Origin of the sequence: Streptomyces sp. NBC_00448, assembly GCF_036014115.1 — a bacterium.
Taxonomy (GTDB): domain Bacteria; phylum Actinomycetota; class Actinomycetes; order Streptomycetales; family Streptomycetaceae; genus Actinacidiphila.
Window position 1 is genome coordinate 5,437,710 of record NZ_CP107913.1, and the last position, 15,153, is coordinate 5,452,862.

Genomic DNA, 15,153 nt, shown 5'->3' on the forward strand with positions numbered 1-15,153 from the left:
GCCGGGCGAGGAATCGTCCGGACCCGCACACGCACCTCCACGGGCGCCCGGGACGAATCAGGTACGCGCACGCACGCGTACGACGTCCCGGGCGCCCGTGCGTGCGCTGAGTGGGCGTGTGCTGAGCGTGCGCTGAACGTCGGCGCAACCGAACGGGCGTGCACCGAACGGGCGTACGTGTCCGGCGCGGTGGGTCAGTAAGGTGTTGGCCATGGCTTCTCCGCGTGGTGCCGATCTGACGGCACCGACCATCCTGCGAGCCCACGGGCTGGTGCTGCGCCCCGTCGTCGCGTCCGACGAACCGGCGGTCGCGCGGGCGATGACCGATGGCGAGGTGCTCCAGTGGGCCGCGGGCATGGCGGTGCTCGACGCACCGCTGAAGGACCGCGCCACGGTGTGGCTGTCGGCGCGCCTCACCGCGTGGTCGACCGGCACCGCGGCGTTCGCCGTGACCGACCCGGCCGATGACGTCATGATCGGCTACCTCGGCCTGCGCGATGTGCACCGGGTGCCCGACCAGGCGGTGGCCGGGTACTGGGTGACGCCCGCCGCCCGCGGCCGCAAGGTCACCGCCCGCGCTCTGGACGCCGCCGCGGACTGGGCCTTCAGCCCGGCCCACGCCGGCGGCCTGGGGCTGCACCGGATCGTCCTCGACCACGTCCTGCACAACGTCGGCTCCTGCCGGGCCGCCCTGCGGGCGGGGTTCGCGGAGGAGGGCGTGATGCGGGAGGCGTTCGTCGAGCCGAACGGAAAACGGCACGACTGCCACCTGCACGCCCGGCTCGCCACGGACCCGTCCGCGCGGCCCTTCGACTGAGCGGCCTTCGACTGAGCGGACCTTCAGCTGAGCGGACCTGTGGCCGAACCGAGCGGCGGGGCGGCTGAGTCGGGCGGCCAGGCGGTGCGTACGGCGGAGCCCGTCCCTGTGACTCAGGTCTCATCGGGGGCGTGCAGCAGACGGGACCGCTGCCGCGTCGGGAAGGGGTGAACGCAGCACGGACGACACCCCCTTCGAGCAGGAACCGGTGAACGCCATGAACGACTCGACCAACAGCGCCGAAGCGCCGCACTCCGGCACCGCCACCACCGCGCGCGGAGCCCGTCGCAAGCGGGCCACCGCCGTCGCCGGTATCGCCACCGCACTCGTCCTGGCCGGTGCCGGCTCCGCCCTGGCCGCAGGCGGCGGCTCGCACACCTCGCATCCGTCGCAGACCTCGCACCCGTCGCACACCTCGCGGCCGGCCGCCACGGCAGCCCACAAGACCACCGCCGACGGGAACGTCACCACCGTGCAGTACGGCGACATCCCGATCCAACTGGCCGGCTTCAGCCTGGACATGGCCAGGGCCGAGCTGGTGGACAAGGCTCAGCTCAAGATCGGCACCGTCACCAAGGCGTCGCCCCGCGGCTGCAAGCCGACCTCCGTGCTCGCGGTCTCCCCGCACGCCCCGACCGTCGTCCACAAGGGCGACACCGTCGACCTGACCGTCTGCGCCGCCTGACCCGACGGGGCCTGACAAGGTCCGACCCGGCCGTACAAGGGTGGTGGCCCCGCCGGAACCGGGGCCACCGCACCCCCCATGCCACGCAGACGGCGCGGCCCCGCGCGCCGACGGGACCGCCTCCCGCACTACCCGACGCGCTTGCGATCGATGAACGCGGTCAACGCGCCCACCACCGCGTCGGGCTGCTCGTCGGGAATGAAGTGCCCGGCACCAGGGATGACGGCTCCGGTCACGTGGTCCGCCCAGGGGCTGATGGAGGCGGCCATGTCCGGGATCGAGCCGTGGGACGAGGAGACCGCCAGGATCGGGACGGTCAAGTGCCGCCGTCCGAGGGCCTCATGATTCCCGCGCGCCGATTCCGCGGCGGCGCGGTAGTACGAGAGCGACGCCCGCAGCCCGCCCTCCGCCGCGACGGCGGCGGCGTAGTGGTCGATCTCGGCGTCGTCGAACGTGTCCGGGGACAGCGTCTTGGCCTTCAGGAACCAGTCGACGTAGTCGCGTTCGCGCCCGGCGAGCAGCGTCTCGGGAAGGTCGGGCACGAGGTGGAACGCGAAGTGCCAGGTCTTCCAGGCGCGTTGGGGGTCCGTCGGGATGGCGTCCGGGAGGCTGATACCGGGGATGCCGGCGTCGAGCAGGGCGACACCGTGCAGACGCTCCTCGTATGCCAGGGCCAGCGAGAAGGCGACCCAGGCCCCGATGTCGTGGGCCACGAGCCAGTACTCCTCCACGTGGAGCGCGGTCACGGCAGCGTGGACGCGCGAGGCGACGGTGTGCGTGTCGTAGCCGTGCGGAGGGCGGTCGGAGTGGCCCTGCCCGGGCAGGTCGATCGCTATCACGTGGTACCGCTCGGCGAGGCCCGGCATCACCTTGCGCCAAGCCCACCAGGTCTGCGGGAATCCGGCGAGCAGGACGACGGTGGGGCCGCTCGGCCGACCCCCTTCCACGGCATGGAGGCGGATGCCTCCGGCGTCGACCCAGCGGTGGCCGAAGCCCGCGAGGTCGTGCAGCGGCAGCCCGGAGCTCGGGTGCTGCCCGGAGGAGCGGTTCGCGGTGGTCGCGGTGTCGGTCATGCCGCGAGCCTAACCCATCTTGAACTGATCAGTTCAAGATAGGATGGGCGGGGGCCGCGACGGAGTGGCCCGAGCTCGTCGACGAGGTGCGTGCGTGATGGCCGGGAAGAAGCAGTTCGATGTGGACACCGCGCTCGATGCGGCGATGGTCCGGTTCTGGCGAGCCGGATACGCCGACACCTCCCTCGACGACCTCTCCAGGGCGACCGGACTGAACCGCAGTTCCATCTACTCCTCGCTCGGCGACAAGGACACGCTCTACCTGCGCTGCCTGGACCGCTACGCCACGCGGTACGGAGGCAGGTACGACCAGGCCCTCTCGGCCGCGTCCGAGGAACCGCTGCGGGCGGTACGGGCCTTCTTCGAGGTCACGCTCGCGCGCATCGCCGACCCCGACGTGCCGGACGGATGCCTGGTCGCCCAGACCGCGATGGCGGTACCGGTGCTTAACCCCGCCATCGCCGCGCGCGCGATCGAAGCCCTGGCCATGCAGCGCACCCGGCTGCGGACCGCCCTGGCCGCCGCGGACCTGGCCGACTCCGATGCCGACGCCTTCGCCGTCCACCTCGCGGCGGTCAACCAGTCGCTGGCCGTGATGAGCAGAGCCGGCACGAGCCGCCGGCAACTCCACACGATCGTCGACATCAGCATCAGCGCACTCGCCCGCGCACTCCCCACCCCGACCCCCACTCCCAACCCCTGAGCCCAGAGCCCGTCGACGCCTCACCGCCCGTCGTCGCCGTCGGTCGGGTGTGGAAACCGTTTCGTTCACCGACCTGTCCAGAAAACCGAAGGCCGTGGCTGCCAAGGCTGCCGCGTTGGGCCGCCTGCGTGTCACGCATCGTGATGCGCCCGACATGGTGCTGACCACCGCTGCCCACGCAGAGCGCGCCGAAGAGAACCTGACCACAGCCTCACGGCTGTTCCTTGCGCTGATGAAGCAGGACGAAGGCGCGCGGTCGCTGCTGCTCGCGCTGCCCGAGGTTTTTCCCTGGGTGCGCCACCTGGACGGCGAGGAAGTGCGTGAGTTCACCGTGGAACTCCTGGACGCGCTTTCCGACGCCGCCGAACTGGGCGCCCTGGAGGCGGTTCACCGCGCGGGCGACTGCTCGCATCAATGCCGACCCTGACCAGCTCAGGGAGGCGCAGCGCCCGCTGGGGCGGCATCGATCTCGGCCCGGTCGAGGTGCACGAGTGAGCCCGAAGAAGGGTGATCGGGTGAGCGTCCCGCCCCTGACGGGCTGGAATGTCATCCACGGGACGACGGAGCCGCCACCGGGTGGGAGGAGCTGTGCCGGGTGGCTCTGCCCAACGCTCACCGCTGTCTCGAATCCCTGCGCACCGACCCCCTGTCGCGGGCGAACTGGAACCGGCAGCACCAGCTCCGCGGTCGCCATGCCACCAGGGAATGGAAAGGCTCCGAGCTTGAGCAGTGGGAGTACGAGATCACCAGCGGCGGCCGCGTCCGCTACCTGGTCAGCCCACAGACCTCGACCGTGATCCTGGTCTACGCCTCGCCGCCGTCGAGGCTGTCACTCGGCGAGCGACTGGTGCGCGATGAGTTCGGAACGGGTCAGCTCCAGCAGTCGGCCCACCCAGTTCCGTCCGCGACTGTCCGAGGCGTCTCGCCAGAAGGGGGAGTCGGACAACCCGGTGTAGCGGATGGGATGGTGGCGTCGCCGGTGGAGACGAGGATCTCGGCGAGTTCGATGTGCTGGGCGAACTTTGCCCGCAGCAGGCCGGCCATCACGGCGAGCCGAACGCTGGGCCAGCCTGCTCGCCGGCTCGCGCGTCCCCCCAGGTCATGCGCCTCCCGGGCGGTGGGAGCGTCTGCTATCTGCCGACGATCGGTGGCATTGGCTGCGGACAGGGACCAGTATCCGTGAAGTACGGAGGGGTAGGACTCGCCCGCGAACCGTACGGACGCTGGAAAGTCGTTGCGCAGAACGAACAGTCCCAGTTCTTCGGGCCAGCCTCGCGGATAGACGGTCTCGTGCAAGGTGACGGCCGGGCCGGTGCCCTCGTGGGGGTCGTCCGCGTGTTGCACAGCGCGTTGCTCCTGCGCCCGTGCAACTCCCTCGTCTCCGCGGTTGAAATAGTCCAGGGCTGACTGGTGCATGTCCTCCGTCACCACTGGACCGTCACCGTCGACAGGCTTGCCCAACTCGGTGAGCAGGACCCGCAGGGGACGGTCCTGGCGGTCCATGTCGCCGAGAACGTAGATGCGCAGGTGCGGCGGTACGGCCAGATATGCGTCCCGCAACAGGGCGCGACGCTCTTCGGACGGACCCTGCTGGTAGCGCCGGATAGCCTCCCAGCAGCGTTCGCCTGCGGTTGATCGGCCGCTCAGCTCTTCGATCCGGTCGGCGACCTCCGCGAGGAATCCCTCGGGAGCCAGCGGTTCGCCGTGCCGTGAAAGCCACTTCGACGGTTCGGCGGCCAGCGGGGTGATGCCAGGCTTGGTCGGGGAGAGCATTTCCGATGCCAGCAACTTCTTCAGGCCGGCCAAGTCGGTCCGGTCCCCGCACATGATCGCGCCGTCGGCATAGACGATCAGATCGTTCACGAACCACTCTGCCTCTCGGCGATGACGCCGCCATACGTGGCACCAGGCCCCGTCGATCCGTTCCCCGTCCACCATCCGATACGTCGGTCGCCGCCACGTCATGGGCCGCACGCTACCGTCTGCTCACGGGCTTCTGACGAGCACAAGCGTCAACCCATTGCGAGGAGGTCGTCCATCTCCGTCTGGCGTGGTCGACCTCAGCTGTGAGAAATCCGGGGGGCGGCTACGGACGGGCGGACACGGCCGCGGTCCACGCCTGTGGATCGCGGTAGTGGTTCGTATGGCCGGCGGAGAGGACGGTGCGCAACTCTTCCAGGTGCTCGGTGTCGGCCGGAAGATCCAGTTGCCCGAGGAGGGCCAGCGCCGCGGACGGTTCGATCGTGCCGTGGACGTCGTGATAGCAGCCGAGCAGGGCCTTGAGCAGCGCCGGCTGCAGGACGGGGAGACGTGCCGCCGATACGTATGTCGCTTCCTTCGCCGCCCAGGGCACGGGGCCGGAGCACTCCAGTACGCGGCGAGCCCTGCGGAGCAGGGGCGCGGGCGCACCGCTCGGGAGCCGCTCGACGTCGCGGCCGAGCACTTCGGCGAAGGCTGTCGCCGAAGTGTGGTGGTCCTCGAACCAGTCGACCCAGAGCGAGTACGTGAGGACGTCCGCGCTCTGGGACCCTTCGAGCCGCCGCCGGTAGCCGTCCCACAGCGCATCCGCCGGTAGGGGGCCGTCGGCGCCTTGATCGGCGCACCGGATCTCGCACGTCACCCAGTACTCGTTCAGAAGGTCGAGCAGGCCGAACGCAAGGTGGAGTTGCCCGTGCACGTCGAGGCGTTCGTCGGTGAACACGGCTCCTGCCCAGGTGTGCGCGACCTCGTCGGCGCTCAGGAACTGACCGGTGTTCGCCCCATCGGTCCACTCGCCGCCGTGAACCTGCGTGACACCGTCCTCAGCGAGCCAACGGCGAGCGGCGTCCATGGCGGGAGTGTCCATGCGGACAGTATGAGGAGTCCGCTCGGACGGATGGGCGCCCGTGCTCGCTGCCTCCGAAGCTCGGGCGCACCGGAAGTGCCCGTCAGACCGTGGCGTGATCAGCAGGCTCTGCGGCTTCAGGAAACCCCAGCCTGTCCAGGAGCGCCGTGAACGACTCCTCCACGAAGACCTCGTGGGAGCGCAGAACGGCCTCGATCGAGGCGGGGTCGGCCTTGCCGGGGAAGCCCGCGTTGGCTGCCCACGCGAGAGCAGCCCGCGCATCGGCCGGCACCGTCGCTTCCAGTTCCGCCAACTTGCGCCGCGTGGCCGCCGCGTAGGCGGGCGTGGTCACCCAAATGCTCATATCACCCATGCTCTCGGGCTCCTCCTCCCAGAGGTTTCCCGCCTCGCCGGCCGCCAGCAACTCCAGGTGCAGATAGGCATCCCACTGCCGGCCATCGGTCCCCAGCCCGTTGATCAGCGCAGTGTCGCTGTCGTAGACGGCGGCGCAACAGGCCGCGGCTCCGGTCCACTCGACCAGCGCGGCAAGGTCCGCTGCTTTCCACAGCCCGTAGTCGAGTTGCAGCGTCTGCCAGCCTCCCGGCCGAGGCCACCATGCGTCGATGCCGTCCCGAACCTCCTCGTGGAGAGCGCGGAAAACCGGCGCCTCCACCAGCGGACGCTCACTGCGACCAAAGACCAGATACCCGGAGAATCCCACCCCTGCTCCCTCCTCAGCGCGTTGCCCGCACGATAGGGCAGGCCACCGACAACAGGTCGCGTCCGAGAACGCAACGGCGGATCATCCGACGCGAGAGGCCGGCGGCCATGAGCGCCTCATTGCAGCCGTGGTGTTCCGGATGTGCCGAGTCGAGGGCGGCCAGGAGTCCGAAAGTGTCGCGAAGACGATGATCACGTGTTGTCCTTCTCCCCCGACCCACGGCCGGCGGTGTCGGCAACCGTGCTGCGCACGTCCGCCTTGGTCGGCGTGCGGCCGGAGCCTTCGAAGGTGCGCGAGAACAGGGGCTCGTCCCACACGCGGTTCGCCATGGCTGCGAGGTGAATGCCCTGGCGGATGATCTCGGCTTCGCTGATCCCACGCCGTTCGGCGGCGCCCTTGATGATGGCGAGGTCTTCCGGGTCGGCATAGACGTTCGTGCGTTTCATGGACATGTACCGAAGCTGATGCATGTCCCATGGGCGGTACACGTCTGATCGAGGTCCGAGCAACGGCGTCTCATAGGGCTGCCGGTGAGCGGCCTGCCACGACGTTGGACAGGAACGCGCGACTGGCGGTGGCCTCAGCCGTGGAACGCCCCGCGAAGGCGTTCGGCCGCCTCGGTCAGGACCTTCTCCTTCTTGCAGAAGGTGAAGCGGACCTGGGTGCGGCCGGCGTCGGGGTGGTCGTAGAAGACCGAGTTGGGCACGGCGACGACCCCGCAGCGCTCGGGGAGGGAACGGCAGAAGGCGAGGGCGTCCTTCTCTCCGAGCCCCGCGACGTCCGTGGTGATGAAGTACGTGCCCTGGGGCTGGAAGACCTCGAAGCCGGCGTCTCGGAGGCCCGCGGCCAGCAGGTCGCGCTTGGCCTGGAGGGTGTCGCGGAAGGCGGTGAAGTAGTCGTCCGGGAGGCGGAGGGCTTCGGCGATGGCGTACTGGAACGGGCCCGAGGCGACGTAGGTGAGGAACTGCTTAGCGGTGCGGACCGCCGCGATCAGGGGAGCGGAGGCGGTAACCCAGCCGACCTTCCACCCTGTGAAGGAGAAGGTCTTGCCGGCTGAGGAGATGGAGACGGTGCGGTCGCGCATGCCGGGCAGGGAGATCAGCGGGATGTGCTCGCCGTCGAAGACCAGGTGCTCGTAGACCTCGTCGGTGACCACGACGAGGTCGCGCTCGACGGCCAACTCGGCGATGGCGGTCAGCTCGTCGCGGGTGAGCACCATGCCCGTGGGGTTGTGCGGGCTGTTCAGGAGCAGCAGGCGGGTGCGCGGGGTGACGGCGTCGCGTAGAGCGTCCAGGTCGGGGCGGAAGTCGGGGGCGCGCAAGGTCAGCGGGACGCGGGTCGCGCCGGCCATCGCGATGCAGGCCGCGTAGGAGTCGTAGAACGGTTCGAACGCGATCACCTCGTCGCCCGGTTCGAGCAGCGCGAGCATCGCCGCCGCGATGGCCTCGGTCGCCCCGGCGGTGACGAGGACCTCGCTGTCCGGGTCGAAGTCCAGTCCGTAGAAGCGCCGTTGGTGGTCGCTGATGGCGGCGCGCAGCGGGGGCACCCCCATGCCCGGCGGGTACTGGTTGCCGTGGCCGTCCCGCAGCGCCTGAACGGCCGCTTCCCGGATCGCTTCCGGCCCGTCGGTGTCGGGGAAGCCCTGCCCGAGGTTGATCGCGCCGGTGGCCACGGCCAGGGCGGACATCTCCGCGAAGATCGTCGTCCCGAGGCCGTCCAGCCTGCGGTTCAGCAGAGGGCGGCCGGGGCGGTGGATGCCGTGGCGGCGGTCAGTGCCGCCCGCGGTACCGGCATCGCCCGCGGCGCCGGCGTCGTCCGGGGTGCCCGCCCTGCCCGTCGCATCGGCCGTGCCCGCCATTGCGTTCCACCCGCTCTCCGCCGCGTGCCCGCCATTCGATCAGCCGATGGTACCGGGTTGTCATATCGGAACACCTGAACTCGTAAGCGCTCCAAGGGATGGAAAGTACGCACAGATGGGTAAAAACGCTGAGAAGGGGATGCGATCCGTGATTCCGTTGGTTCCGGATCTCTTCGGGGCCTCCCGATCATCCAGATCACCCCGAGCCCGCTGGACCAAGCCTGGTCCACCGCGATCCGTATCCGTATCACCCCTGATCCACCCGGCCCACGCCGGCGCAAGCCACCGCACCTTCGCCTCGCGGCGGGGGCGGGACGGCCCGATTCGCGCCGCGTGTGCGATCCCCAGCGTGACCCGCGGAGCCTTCCCATGCTCACCACCCTTGATACCGCATACACGGACACCCGGGCCGGCGACCTCGCCTGGTGCCTGGACAAGGATGCGCTGCCCGCGCTCGCCACCCTCGGCGTGCGGATCGGCGACGCCGCCCGGCTCCACGCCGACGTCGAGTTACGCCTGCTCGGTGCCTCCCACCAGGTGCTCGTCGACGCCGGCCGGGGCAGCTGCTCCGAGACGGTCGCCTGCCTGCCCGGCAGCCAGGCGCCACTGCCCTTCGGCGTCTCCCGCCGCGTCGGCCCGTGGGACTACGAGTTCGCCGCCCGCATCGAGCACCTCTCGCTGGGCTCCTTCACCGCCCGGGCCCAGGAGTTGCTCGCCCTGGTCGCGGACCACCCGCACGGCCTCGCCGGCACCTTCCCGGGCGACCCGAACGCGTTCACCGCGATGCTGGTGCAGTGCGGGGAGGGGAACGTGCGGTGGCGGACATGGCACGCGTACCCGCAGGAGGGGCGGTTGGTGGCGACGCGGACGAAGGTGCGGGTGGCGGGGTGAGCAAAGTCCTCACGAGGAACGCTGTTTGTACGGTGCGCCGCCAACCGGCCTTGCCGGGCGGGCTCGTGGCGCCGGACGGCCTCGCGGTGCCGTGCCGTCCCGCGTTGTCGGACGGCCTCGCGGTGCCGTGCCGCCTTGCGCCACTCCGTTCCCGTAGCAGGCTGTGTCCCCGTACGAAGCCGCATCCCCGTACGGCGAATGCCCGCGGGGCGCATACCGTCCGATGCCGGCGGCCCGTCGTACCCCTGCGTGCTTCCGGGCGCCGTCGCCCGCCGCCACCCGCCTGCCTGGCCGCGCCGATTGAACCCTTGTGGGTGACCGGCGGCGGAGCAAGCCTGACATAACGTGCACTCATGCTTGACCAGCGCGGCCGTCCGCAAGCCCCCCACCAGCTCTCCTTAGCGCTGCCCGTCCCCGCGCGGGCGGCCCGCGCGCTGGTGCTCACCGCCGTCTTCGTCTGCGCCGCCTGCGGCCTGGTCTACGAACTCGAACTCGTCGCCCTCGCCTCGTACTTGGTCGGCGACTCGGTCACCCAGGCGTCGCTCGTACTGTCGGTGATGGTCTTCGCGATGGGCTGCGGCTCGCTGCTGGCAAAACGGTTACGCAACCGTCCCGCCGCCGCGTTCGTCGCCGTCGAGTCCGCCCTCGCACTCGTCGGCGGGCTGTCGGTGATGACGCTGTACGCCGTCTTCGCCTGGTACGGGCAGGCCCGCTTCGCCATGATCGGCTGCGCCTTCGCGATCGGCGTGCTGATCGGCGCGGAGGTGCCGCTGCTGATGACGCTCGTGCAGCGCATCCGCCGCCAGGACGCGGGCGGAGCCGTCGCCGACCTGTTCGCCGCGGACTACGTGGGCGCGCTCGTCGGCGGCCTCGCCTTCTCCTTCCTTCTGCTGCCGTATCTGGGGCAGTTGACCGGCGCGCTCGCCACTGGCGCGGTCAACGCGGTCGCGGGCGGCGCCACCGTGCTGTGGCTCTTCCGCGGCGACCTGTCCGGCCGCGCCCGCGGCTGGCTGCTCACCGCGAACGTCGGCGTGCTCGCCCTGCTGGCCTGTGCCGCCGTCGGCGCCGGGCCGTTCGAACGCGCCGCCCGCCACGCGGTCTACGGCAGCCGGGTGCGGGTCGCCGAGCAGACCGGCGCGGAGGAGATCGTGCTGACCGGGGGGACCGGCGCGAGCGGCGTCTCCTCGCTGCGTCTCTACGTCGACGGCGACCTCGCGGTGTGCGGCGCCGACGAGGCGGTCTACCACCAGGCGCTGGTGGAGCCGGCGATGACCGGACCGCACGCCCGGGTGCTGATCCTCGGCGGCGGCGACGGGCTCGCGCTGCGGGAAGTGCTGCGCCACCAGGGCGTCGAGGCGGTGACGGTGGTCCCGGACGACGACGAACTCGCCCGGCTTGGCCGCACCGATCCGGGGCTCACCGCGCTCAACGGGCACGCGTTCGACGACCCGCGCGTGCGGGAGGTGGGGGGCGACGCGTTCGACTGGCTGCGGAGGGCGACGAGGCAGAGCGCCGAACGGGCAAGCGGGGCATGGGCGTTCGGGAGTGCGGGTGCCGATACGGGCGGGGGTCGTGTGGCCGGGGGAGTCGGTGCCGATACGAGCGGGGGCGGCGGGGCGCCCGACGCAGGAAGCCCCGGCCGGCAGCGGTACGACGTGATCATCGCGGACCTGCCCGCACCCGGCGCCTCCGACAGCGCCAAGCTCTACTCGCAGGAGTTCTACGGACTCACCGCGCACGCGCTCGCCGGCGGAGGGCGGCTCGCCGTCCATGCCGGTTCCTCTGCCCACACCCTGTGGACAACCGATGCCACGCTCCACACCGTCTCCCTGCGCACCACTCCGTACGCGATGACCGGCACCCGTGCCTGCGGCTCCTCCGCCGGCTGGAACTTCCTGCTGGCCGCGCCCACTTCGGCCCCGCCCCACCTCGCGCTCCCCAACCGTCCGCCGCCCGGCCAATCCCTCACCGCCGCCGGCCTCCGCGCCGCCGCCCGCCAGGCCCGCCGCACCCGCCCGTCCCGCCCCATGCCCCCCTCCACCCTCCTGCGCCCGCGCATCACCGAGTAGCGAGCGCGCGCGAGCATGCGCGCACAGGGAGTGACACGCGGTGTCCGAGTTGTGCCAGAATTCCTATGTGTCGTGGGGGAGTTGATGACCCCACGCGACGAGCGCACCATCGCGCGGACCAGCGCGGTGCGAGCACCGGACGAGTACGGGAGACGGCGAGTGGCGGCGTACGACGACCACGGGCCCATGGTCGACAATCCGTGGCGGCAGCACCTGGTGACGTTGAGGAGCGACCTCCTCAAGGAGATGCACGAACTCCGGTCCCTGTTCCAGGGCCCCTGCGCCGACATCGGCCTGGGGGAGACCTGGGTCGGCCCGGCCGCCGACACCTGGCACACCGAGGCCCAGGGCCGCCGGACCGACATACTCGCGCAACTCGGCCGGCTGGTCCCGCTGGTGGAGGCGGCGATCGGCACGTGCGCGGAGAAGGTCACGGTGGGCGAGGCGAAGAGCCTCCAGGTGGACCTGTTGTAGCCGGTCACGAGTGGTCGCAGCCCGCAGCCCGTAACCGACCGCCCATCAGCCGAAATCCGTCAGCGGGTGGCCGTAGCCCGCAGCCCGTAACTCGTATCCGCCGACAGCGGATCGCACCCCTTGAACCGTACGTACGCGGGCCCGCCGCGAGAGCGCGCCCGCGTACGGCAGCACCCTGGGACGACACGTGGGACACCCCGAGCACCAGCCGACCTTCTCCGGCATCGACCCGGACAAGCTGCCCGGCACCATCAACTCCCTTGAGCGCGACAAGAACCGGCTGCAAGAGAGCGCCGCCCGCTTCCGTACCCGCTTCACCCGCTACGGCCTCGACACCCGGCCGCTGGACCGGCTGATCGCCATCTCCCGCTGGGCCGACGGCGAACTCCCCCTGCTCCGCCGCCGGCAGCGCCTCGCGGTGGCCATCGGCGAACACGGCTCCCAGCGCACGCTGATCTACCTCCCTGACAGTGCGGTCACGCCGGGCGCCGCCGCCCGGGCCACCGCCCAGGGGCGCGCCCTCGCCCAGCGCTTCGACCGGCAGATGGCCGACCACGACGGCGCCGTACCCGAAACCCTCTTCACCGCACTCGCCGCGGGCGGCGGCGACGGCGACTTCCTCTACGGCTTCTACTCCTCCCTCGGCCCCCGCCGCCTCTCCCAACTCTCCAACTCCATGTCCGGCAACCCCTACGACCGTCGCTACCCCGACCACCCCGACCAACTCGCCTACGACCGCGACGTCCTGGCCCGCACCTTCGGCGGCTTCACCCGCGTCGCCGCCGACACCCGTCCCCGGCCCGGCCAACGCACTTTCTGGTCCACCTGGTTCGACCACTTCGACGACCCCGGCCAGGGGTTCCGCCCCGACCTCCTCCTCCCGCTCGTCGACAGCGGCACCTACGACCCCGACTTCCTCGTGGCCCTCGCCGACCGTGCCTTCACCACCGACCCGAACCGCAGTGTCACCCCACGCATGCCCGGTTCCCCCGGCGCCGACGACCCCTGGCACGCCGACCACTACGTCCAGCTCTTCAACGCCCTCACCAAGAACCCACTCGCCGCAGGCCAGTTCATCGCCCTCCGGCCCGACATCGCCGTCAACGCCCTCTACCCGGGCGGCGGCAGCACCACCCCCGACCGCATCGCCGCCTTCACCGCCACCCTCAAAGCCGCGACGATCACCCTCCGCGCCTCCCACCCCACCCTCTCCGACCGCAACACCGCGTGGCTCCTCACCACCAACCTCGCCCACACCCAGGACCCCGCCCTCCAGACCACTCACCCCTACCCCGCGGTCTCCCTCCTCTTCTCCGAGATCCTCGCCCAGCACTGGGACGACCTCCAATACGCGATCACCTCCCCGGCCCAGGACGCCTTCTGGCCCGCCCCCACCTGGAACCCCACCGCCTTCACGAACTCCCAGAACCCCACCCGCGACGGCCTCGAACTCCACCCCACCGTATGGAAAGCCTTCATGGAAGAGGCCATCCGCGACCCCCACGCAGCAGCAAGCATGAGCGCACTCTTCGAGACCTACAGCAACAAACTTGCCGCGCTTACGTCCACTGCTATCCGTAGTACCGATGAGTCGGTCGACTTCATCAGCTTCAAAATGGGGTCTTCGAATTTAGTGGGGGTGGGTCTCTCGTCGGCTTCGCCGGGTGGTTGCGCAGCGTGAGCGTAGGCGTTGGTTGGTGCGGTTGCTGAAGCCGAAGGCGTTGCGGGCTTCGAGTTTGATGAGGCGGTTGTTGCCTTCGGAGGCGGCGTTGGTGATGCCGGTGGTGAGGTAGGTCTCGATGCCGTCCCACCATTGCTCGACGGTCTCGGCGAGGGTGACGAGTTCGGGCAGGTGGGCGTGGTCGGCGACGTGGGAGAAGAAGCGGTGGCGGGCGGCGGAGATCGTGGAGTGGTCGGGGGTGACGTGCCTGCGGGTGACGGCCAGGTGCAGGAGGTCGCGCAGGAGTTCCTTGCTCTGCCAGGCCGCGTAGATCTGCTTCCCGTAGGTGCCCATGTGCTCCAACTCGGTTTTGAGGAGCTGGCGTTGTTCGTGGTTGAGGTCCTCCTTGTTGCGGCGCAGGATTTTGCGGACGGTGTAGATGCTGTCGCCCTTGCGGGCCCGGCGGCCGTGTTGCTTCCAGGTGAGGCGTCGGCGCAGGTCGGCGAGGTGTCTTTGGGCGAGTTGCACGATGTGGAAGCAGTCGACGACGACCTTGGCGTGGGGCAGGGCACGGTGGATCGCGGCGCGGAACGTGGCGCACAGATCGATGGCGACGTAGCGGACGGCCTCGCGCCAGGTCGCGGGCTGGAGGGCAAGCCACTCAGCGACCGAGGCCGCGTTGCGGCCCTCGACCTGCCCGAACAGCCCGCGCCCACCGATCGCGTCGACGAACCCGATGTGCCAGGCGTCCGCGACGAGCTCCCACTTGTCGGTGTCCGGGTTCTGTTTCCAGACCGGCTTGCCCCGCCTCGTCTCATCGATCCCGATCGCCTCGGTCTCAGCCGGCTCGGCGGGCAGGGACCTGGCCGCGTGGACTTCGAAGCAGTGCTGGACGATCGGCCAGGACAGGCCCAGGTCCCGGCCGGCCTGCACGACGGTGCGGCCGCCATCGGCCACCGCGGCCCCGGCCGCTTCGCGCAGCGCGGCGGTGGTCCGCATCCGGGCTGGCACCTGGGGTATCGCCTCGGTGAACGTCCGACGCGCGCAGGCCGCTTCGGTGCAGTGCCAGCGTGCCTTGCGCCAGCGGATACTCACCTGGCGTCCGCCGCAGGCCAGATGTCTGGGAGCGGTGGTGCGGTAGTCCTTCAGCCGCGTGGCGAACACCCCGCACGAGGGGCAGGCCCGCGCGGAATCCTCGCCTGTTACGACGTACACCGTCGATCCACCCGCCCCGTCGTCCTTGACCTTGGTCACACTCACCCCCTCCAGCCCCAGCAGTCGTGTCGCGTCCCTGTTGATCTCGGTATCGTGAGTACTCAAGCCCGTGGGTTCTTCGCGTTTGGTTGCCTAAGACTTGTCCCGCAAACTGCCTGCTCAG

At 70.5% G+C, this 15,153-nt stretch carries 15 protein-coding genes; 8 read left to right on the top strand and 7 right to left on the bottom strand.

The window, feature by feature from the left end; all coding sequences use genetic code 11:
• The first annotated feature begins 211 nt into the window (after window positions 1-211).
• Both OG370_RS23225 and OG370_RS23230 read left to right on the top strand, forming a co-directional pair.
• Window positions 212-817, top strand: a complete 606-nt coding sequence (locus tag OG370_RS23225; RefSeq protein ID WP_328467309.1) for a GNAT family N-acetyltransferase — start codon at window positions 212-214, stop codon at window positions 815-817.
• A 217-nt stretch (window positions 818-1,034) separates the two neighbouring features.
• Window positions 1,035-1,502, top strand: coding sequence for a PASTA domain-containing protein (locus OG370_RS23230; RefSeq protein ID WP_328467311.1), 468 nt, complete (start codon window positions 1,035-1,037; stop codon window positions 1,500-1,502).
• Window positions 1,503-1,630: 128 nt separating this feature from the next.
• On the opposite strand, the gene OG370_RS23235 is transcribed toward OG370_RS23230, so the two are convergent.
• A complete protein-coding gene (locus tag OG370_RS23235; RefSeq protein WP_328467313.1) occupies window positions 1,631-2,575 on the bottom strand; it encodes an alpha/beta fold hydrolase in 945 nt (314 codons plus the stop codon).
• A 97-nt stretch (window positions 2,576-2,672) separates the two neighbouring features.
• On the opposite strand from OG370_RS23235, the gene OG370_RS23240 reads away from it, so the two are divergent.
• Both OG370_RS23240 and OG370_RS23245 read left to right on the top strand, forming a co-directional pair.
• Complete coding sequence (locus OG370_RS23240; RefSeq protein ID WP_328467315.1) at window positions 2,673-3,278, top strand: TetR/AcrR family transcriptional regulator; 606 nt, start codon at window positions 2,673-2,675, stop codon at window positions 3,276-3,278.
• Window positions 3,279-3,327: 49 nt separating this feature from the next.
• Entirely contained in the window at window positions 3,328-3,705 is a 378-nt protein-coding gene (locus OG370_RS23245; RefSeq protein WP_328467317.1) for a prevent-host-death family protein, read from the top strand.
• Window positions 3,706-4,148: 443 nt separating this feature from the next.
• Here the strand turns inward: OG370_RS23245 and OG370_RS23250 are convergent, their stop codons facing one another.
• The 5 genes from OG370_RS23250 to OG370_RS23270 all read right to left on the bottom strand — a co-directional run bounded on the left by OG370_RS23250 (window position 4,149) and on the right by OG370_RS23270 (window position 8,681).
• On the bottom strand, window positions 4,149-5,243 hold the full coding sequence (locus OG370_RS23250) for an NADAR family protein (RefSeq protein WP_443060731.1): 1,095 nt from the start codon (window positions 5,241-5,243) through the stop codon (window positions 4,149-4,151).
• Between the two features lie 121 nt (window positions 5,244-5,364).
• On the bottom strand, window positions 5,365-6,123 hold the full coding sequence (locus tag OG370_RS23255; RefSeq protein ID WP_328467321.1) for a hypothetical protein: 759 nt from the start codon (window positions 6,121-6,123) through the stop codon (window positions 5,365-5,367).
• An 82-nt stretch (window positions 6,124-6,205) separates the two neighbouring features.
• A complete protein-coding gene (locus OG370_RS23260; protein WP_328467323.1) occupies window positions 6,206-6,823 on the bottom strand; it encodes a hypothetical protein in 618 nt (205 codons plus the stop codon).
• Window positions 6,824-7,014: 191 nt separating this feature from the next.
• Window positions 7,015-7,275: a CopG family transcriptional regulator gene (locus OG370_RS23265; protein ID WP_328467325.1), complete on the bottom strand. Its 261-nt coding sequence runs from the start codon at window positions 7,273-7,275 to the stop codon at window positions 7,015-7,017.
• Window positions 7,276-7,403: 128 nt separating this feature from the next.
• Window positions 7,404-8,681 (bottom strand): pyridoxal phosphate-dependent aminotransferase, encoded by a 1,278-nt coding sequence (locus OG370_RS23270; protein WP_328467327.1) that lies wholly within the window; start codon window positions 8,679-8,681, stop codon window positions 7,404-7,406.
• Between the two features lie 369 nt (window positions 8,682-9,050).
• Between OG370_RS23270 and OG370_RS23275 the strand changes: the two genes are divergently transcribed.
• The 4 genes from OG370_RS23275 to OG370_RS23290 all read left to right on the top strand — a co-directional run bounded on the left by OG370_RS23275 (window position 9,051) and on the right by OG370_RS23290 (window position 13,796).
• Window positions 9,051-9,572, top strand: a complete 522-nt coding sequence (locus OG370_RS23275; RefSeq protein ID WP_328467329.1) for a DUF2617 family protein — start codon at window positions 9,051-9,053, stop codon at window positions 9,570-9,572.
• A gap of 353 nt (window positions 9,573-9,925) precedes the next feature.
• On the top strand, window positions 9,926-11,641 hold the full coding sequence (locus OG370_RS23280) for a spermidine synthase (RefSeq protein WP_328467331.1): 1,716 nt from the start codon (window positions 9,926-9,928) through the stop codon (window positions 11,639-11,641).
• A gap of 84 nt (window positions 11,642-11,725) precedes the next feature.
• Window positions 11,726-12,115 (top strand): hypothetical protein, encoded by a 390-nt coding sequence (locus OG370_RS23285; RefSeq protein ID WP_328467333.1) that lies wholly within the window; start codon window positions 11,726-11,728, stop codon window positions 12,113-12,115.
• Between the two features lie 187 nt (window positions 12,116-12,302).
• The gene (locus tag OG370_RS23290) at window positions 12,303-13,796 is read left to right on the top strand and encodes a hypothetical protein (protein WP_328467335.1); all 1,494 of its coding nucleotides are present in this window, start codon (window positions 12,303-12,305) and stop codon (window positions 13,794-13,796) included.
• Here OG370_RS23290 and OG370_RS23295 read toward each other — a convergent pair.
• Entirely contained in the window at window positions 13,746-15,095 is a 1,350-nt protein-coding gene (locus OG370_RS23295; RefSeq protein ID WP_328467337.1) for an ISL3 family transposase, read from the bottom strand. The two genes, OG370_RS23290 and OG370_RS23295, sit on opposite strands and share 51 nt — an antisense overlap.
• Window positions 15,096-15,153: the final 58 nt, after the last annotated feature.

Excerpts from the sequence above, each read along its gene's own strand:
- OG370_RS23225 (WP_328467309.1), top strand. The coding sequence starts at position 212 with ATGGCTTCTCCGCGTGGTGCCGATCTGACGGCACCGACCATCCTGCGA.
- OG370_RS23230 (WP_328467311.1), top strand. The coding sequence starts at position 1,035 with ATGAACGACTCGACCAACAGCGCCGAAGCGCCGCACTCCGGCACCGCC.
- OG370_RS23235 (WP_328467313.1), bottom strand. The coding sequence starts at position 2,575 with ATGACCGACACCGCGACCACCGCGAACCGCTCCTCCGGGCAGCACCCG.
- OG370_RS23240 (WP_328467315.1), top strand. The coding sequence starts at position 2,673 with ATGGCCGGGAAGAAGCAGTTCGATGTGGACACCGCGCTCGATGCGGCG.
- OG370_RS23250 (WP_443060731.1), bottom strand. The coding sequence starts at position 5,243 with ATGACGTGGCGGCGACCGACGTATCGGATGGTGGACGGGGAACGGATC.
- OG370_RS23255 (WP_328467321.1), bottom strand. The coding sequence starts at position 6,123 with ATGGACACTCCCGCCATGGACGCCGCTCGCCGTTGGCTCGCTGAGGAC.
- OG370_RS23265 (WP_328467325.1), bottom strand. The coding sequence starts at position 7,275 with ATGTCCATGAAACGCACGAACGTCTATGCCGACCCGGAAGACCTCGCC.
- OG370_RS23270 (WP_328467327.1), bottom strand. The coding sequence starts at position 8,681 with ATGGCGGGCACGGCCGATGCGACGGGCAGGGCGGGCACCCCGGACGAC.
- OG370_RS23275 (WP_328467329.1), top strand. The coding sequence starts at position 9,051 with ATGCTCACCACCCTTGATACCGCATACACGGACACCCGGGCCGGCGAC.
- OG370_RS23280 (WP_328467331.1), top strand. The coding sequence starts at position 9,926 with ATGCTTGACCAGCGCGGCCGTCCGCAAGCCCCCCACCAGCTCTCCTTA.
- OG370_RS23285 (WP_328467333.1), top strand. The coding sequence starts at position 11,726 with ATGACCCCACGCGACGAGCGCACCATCGCGCGGACCAGCGCGGTGCGA.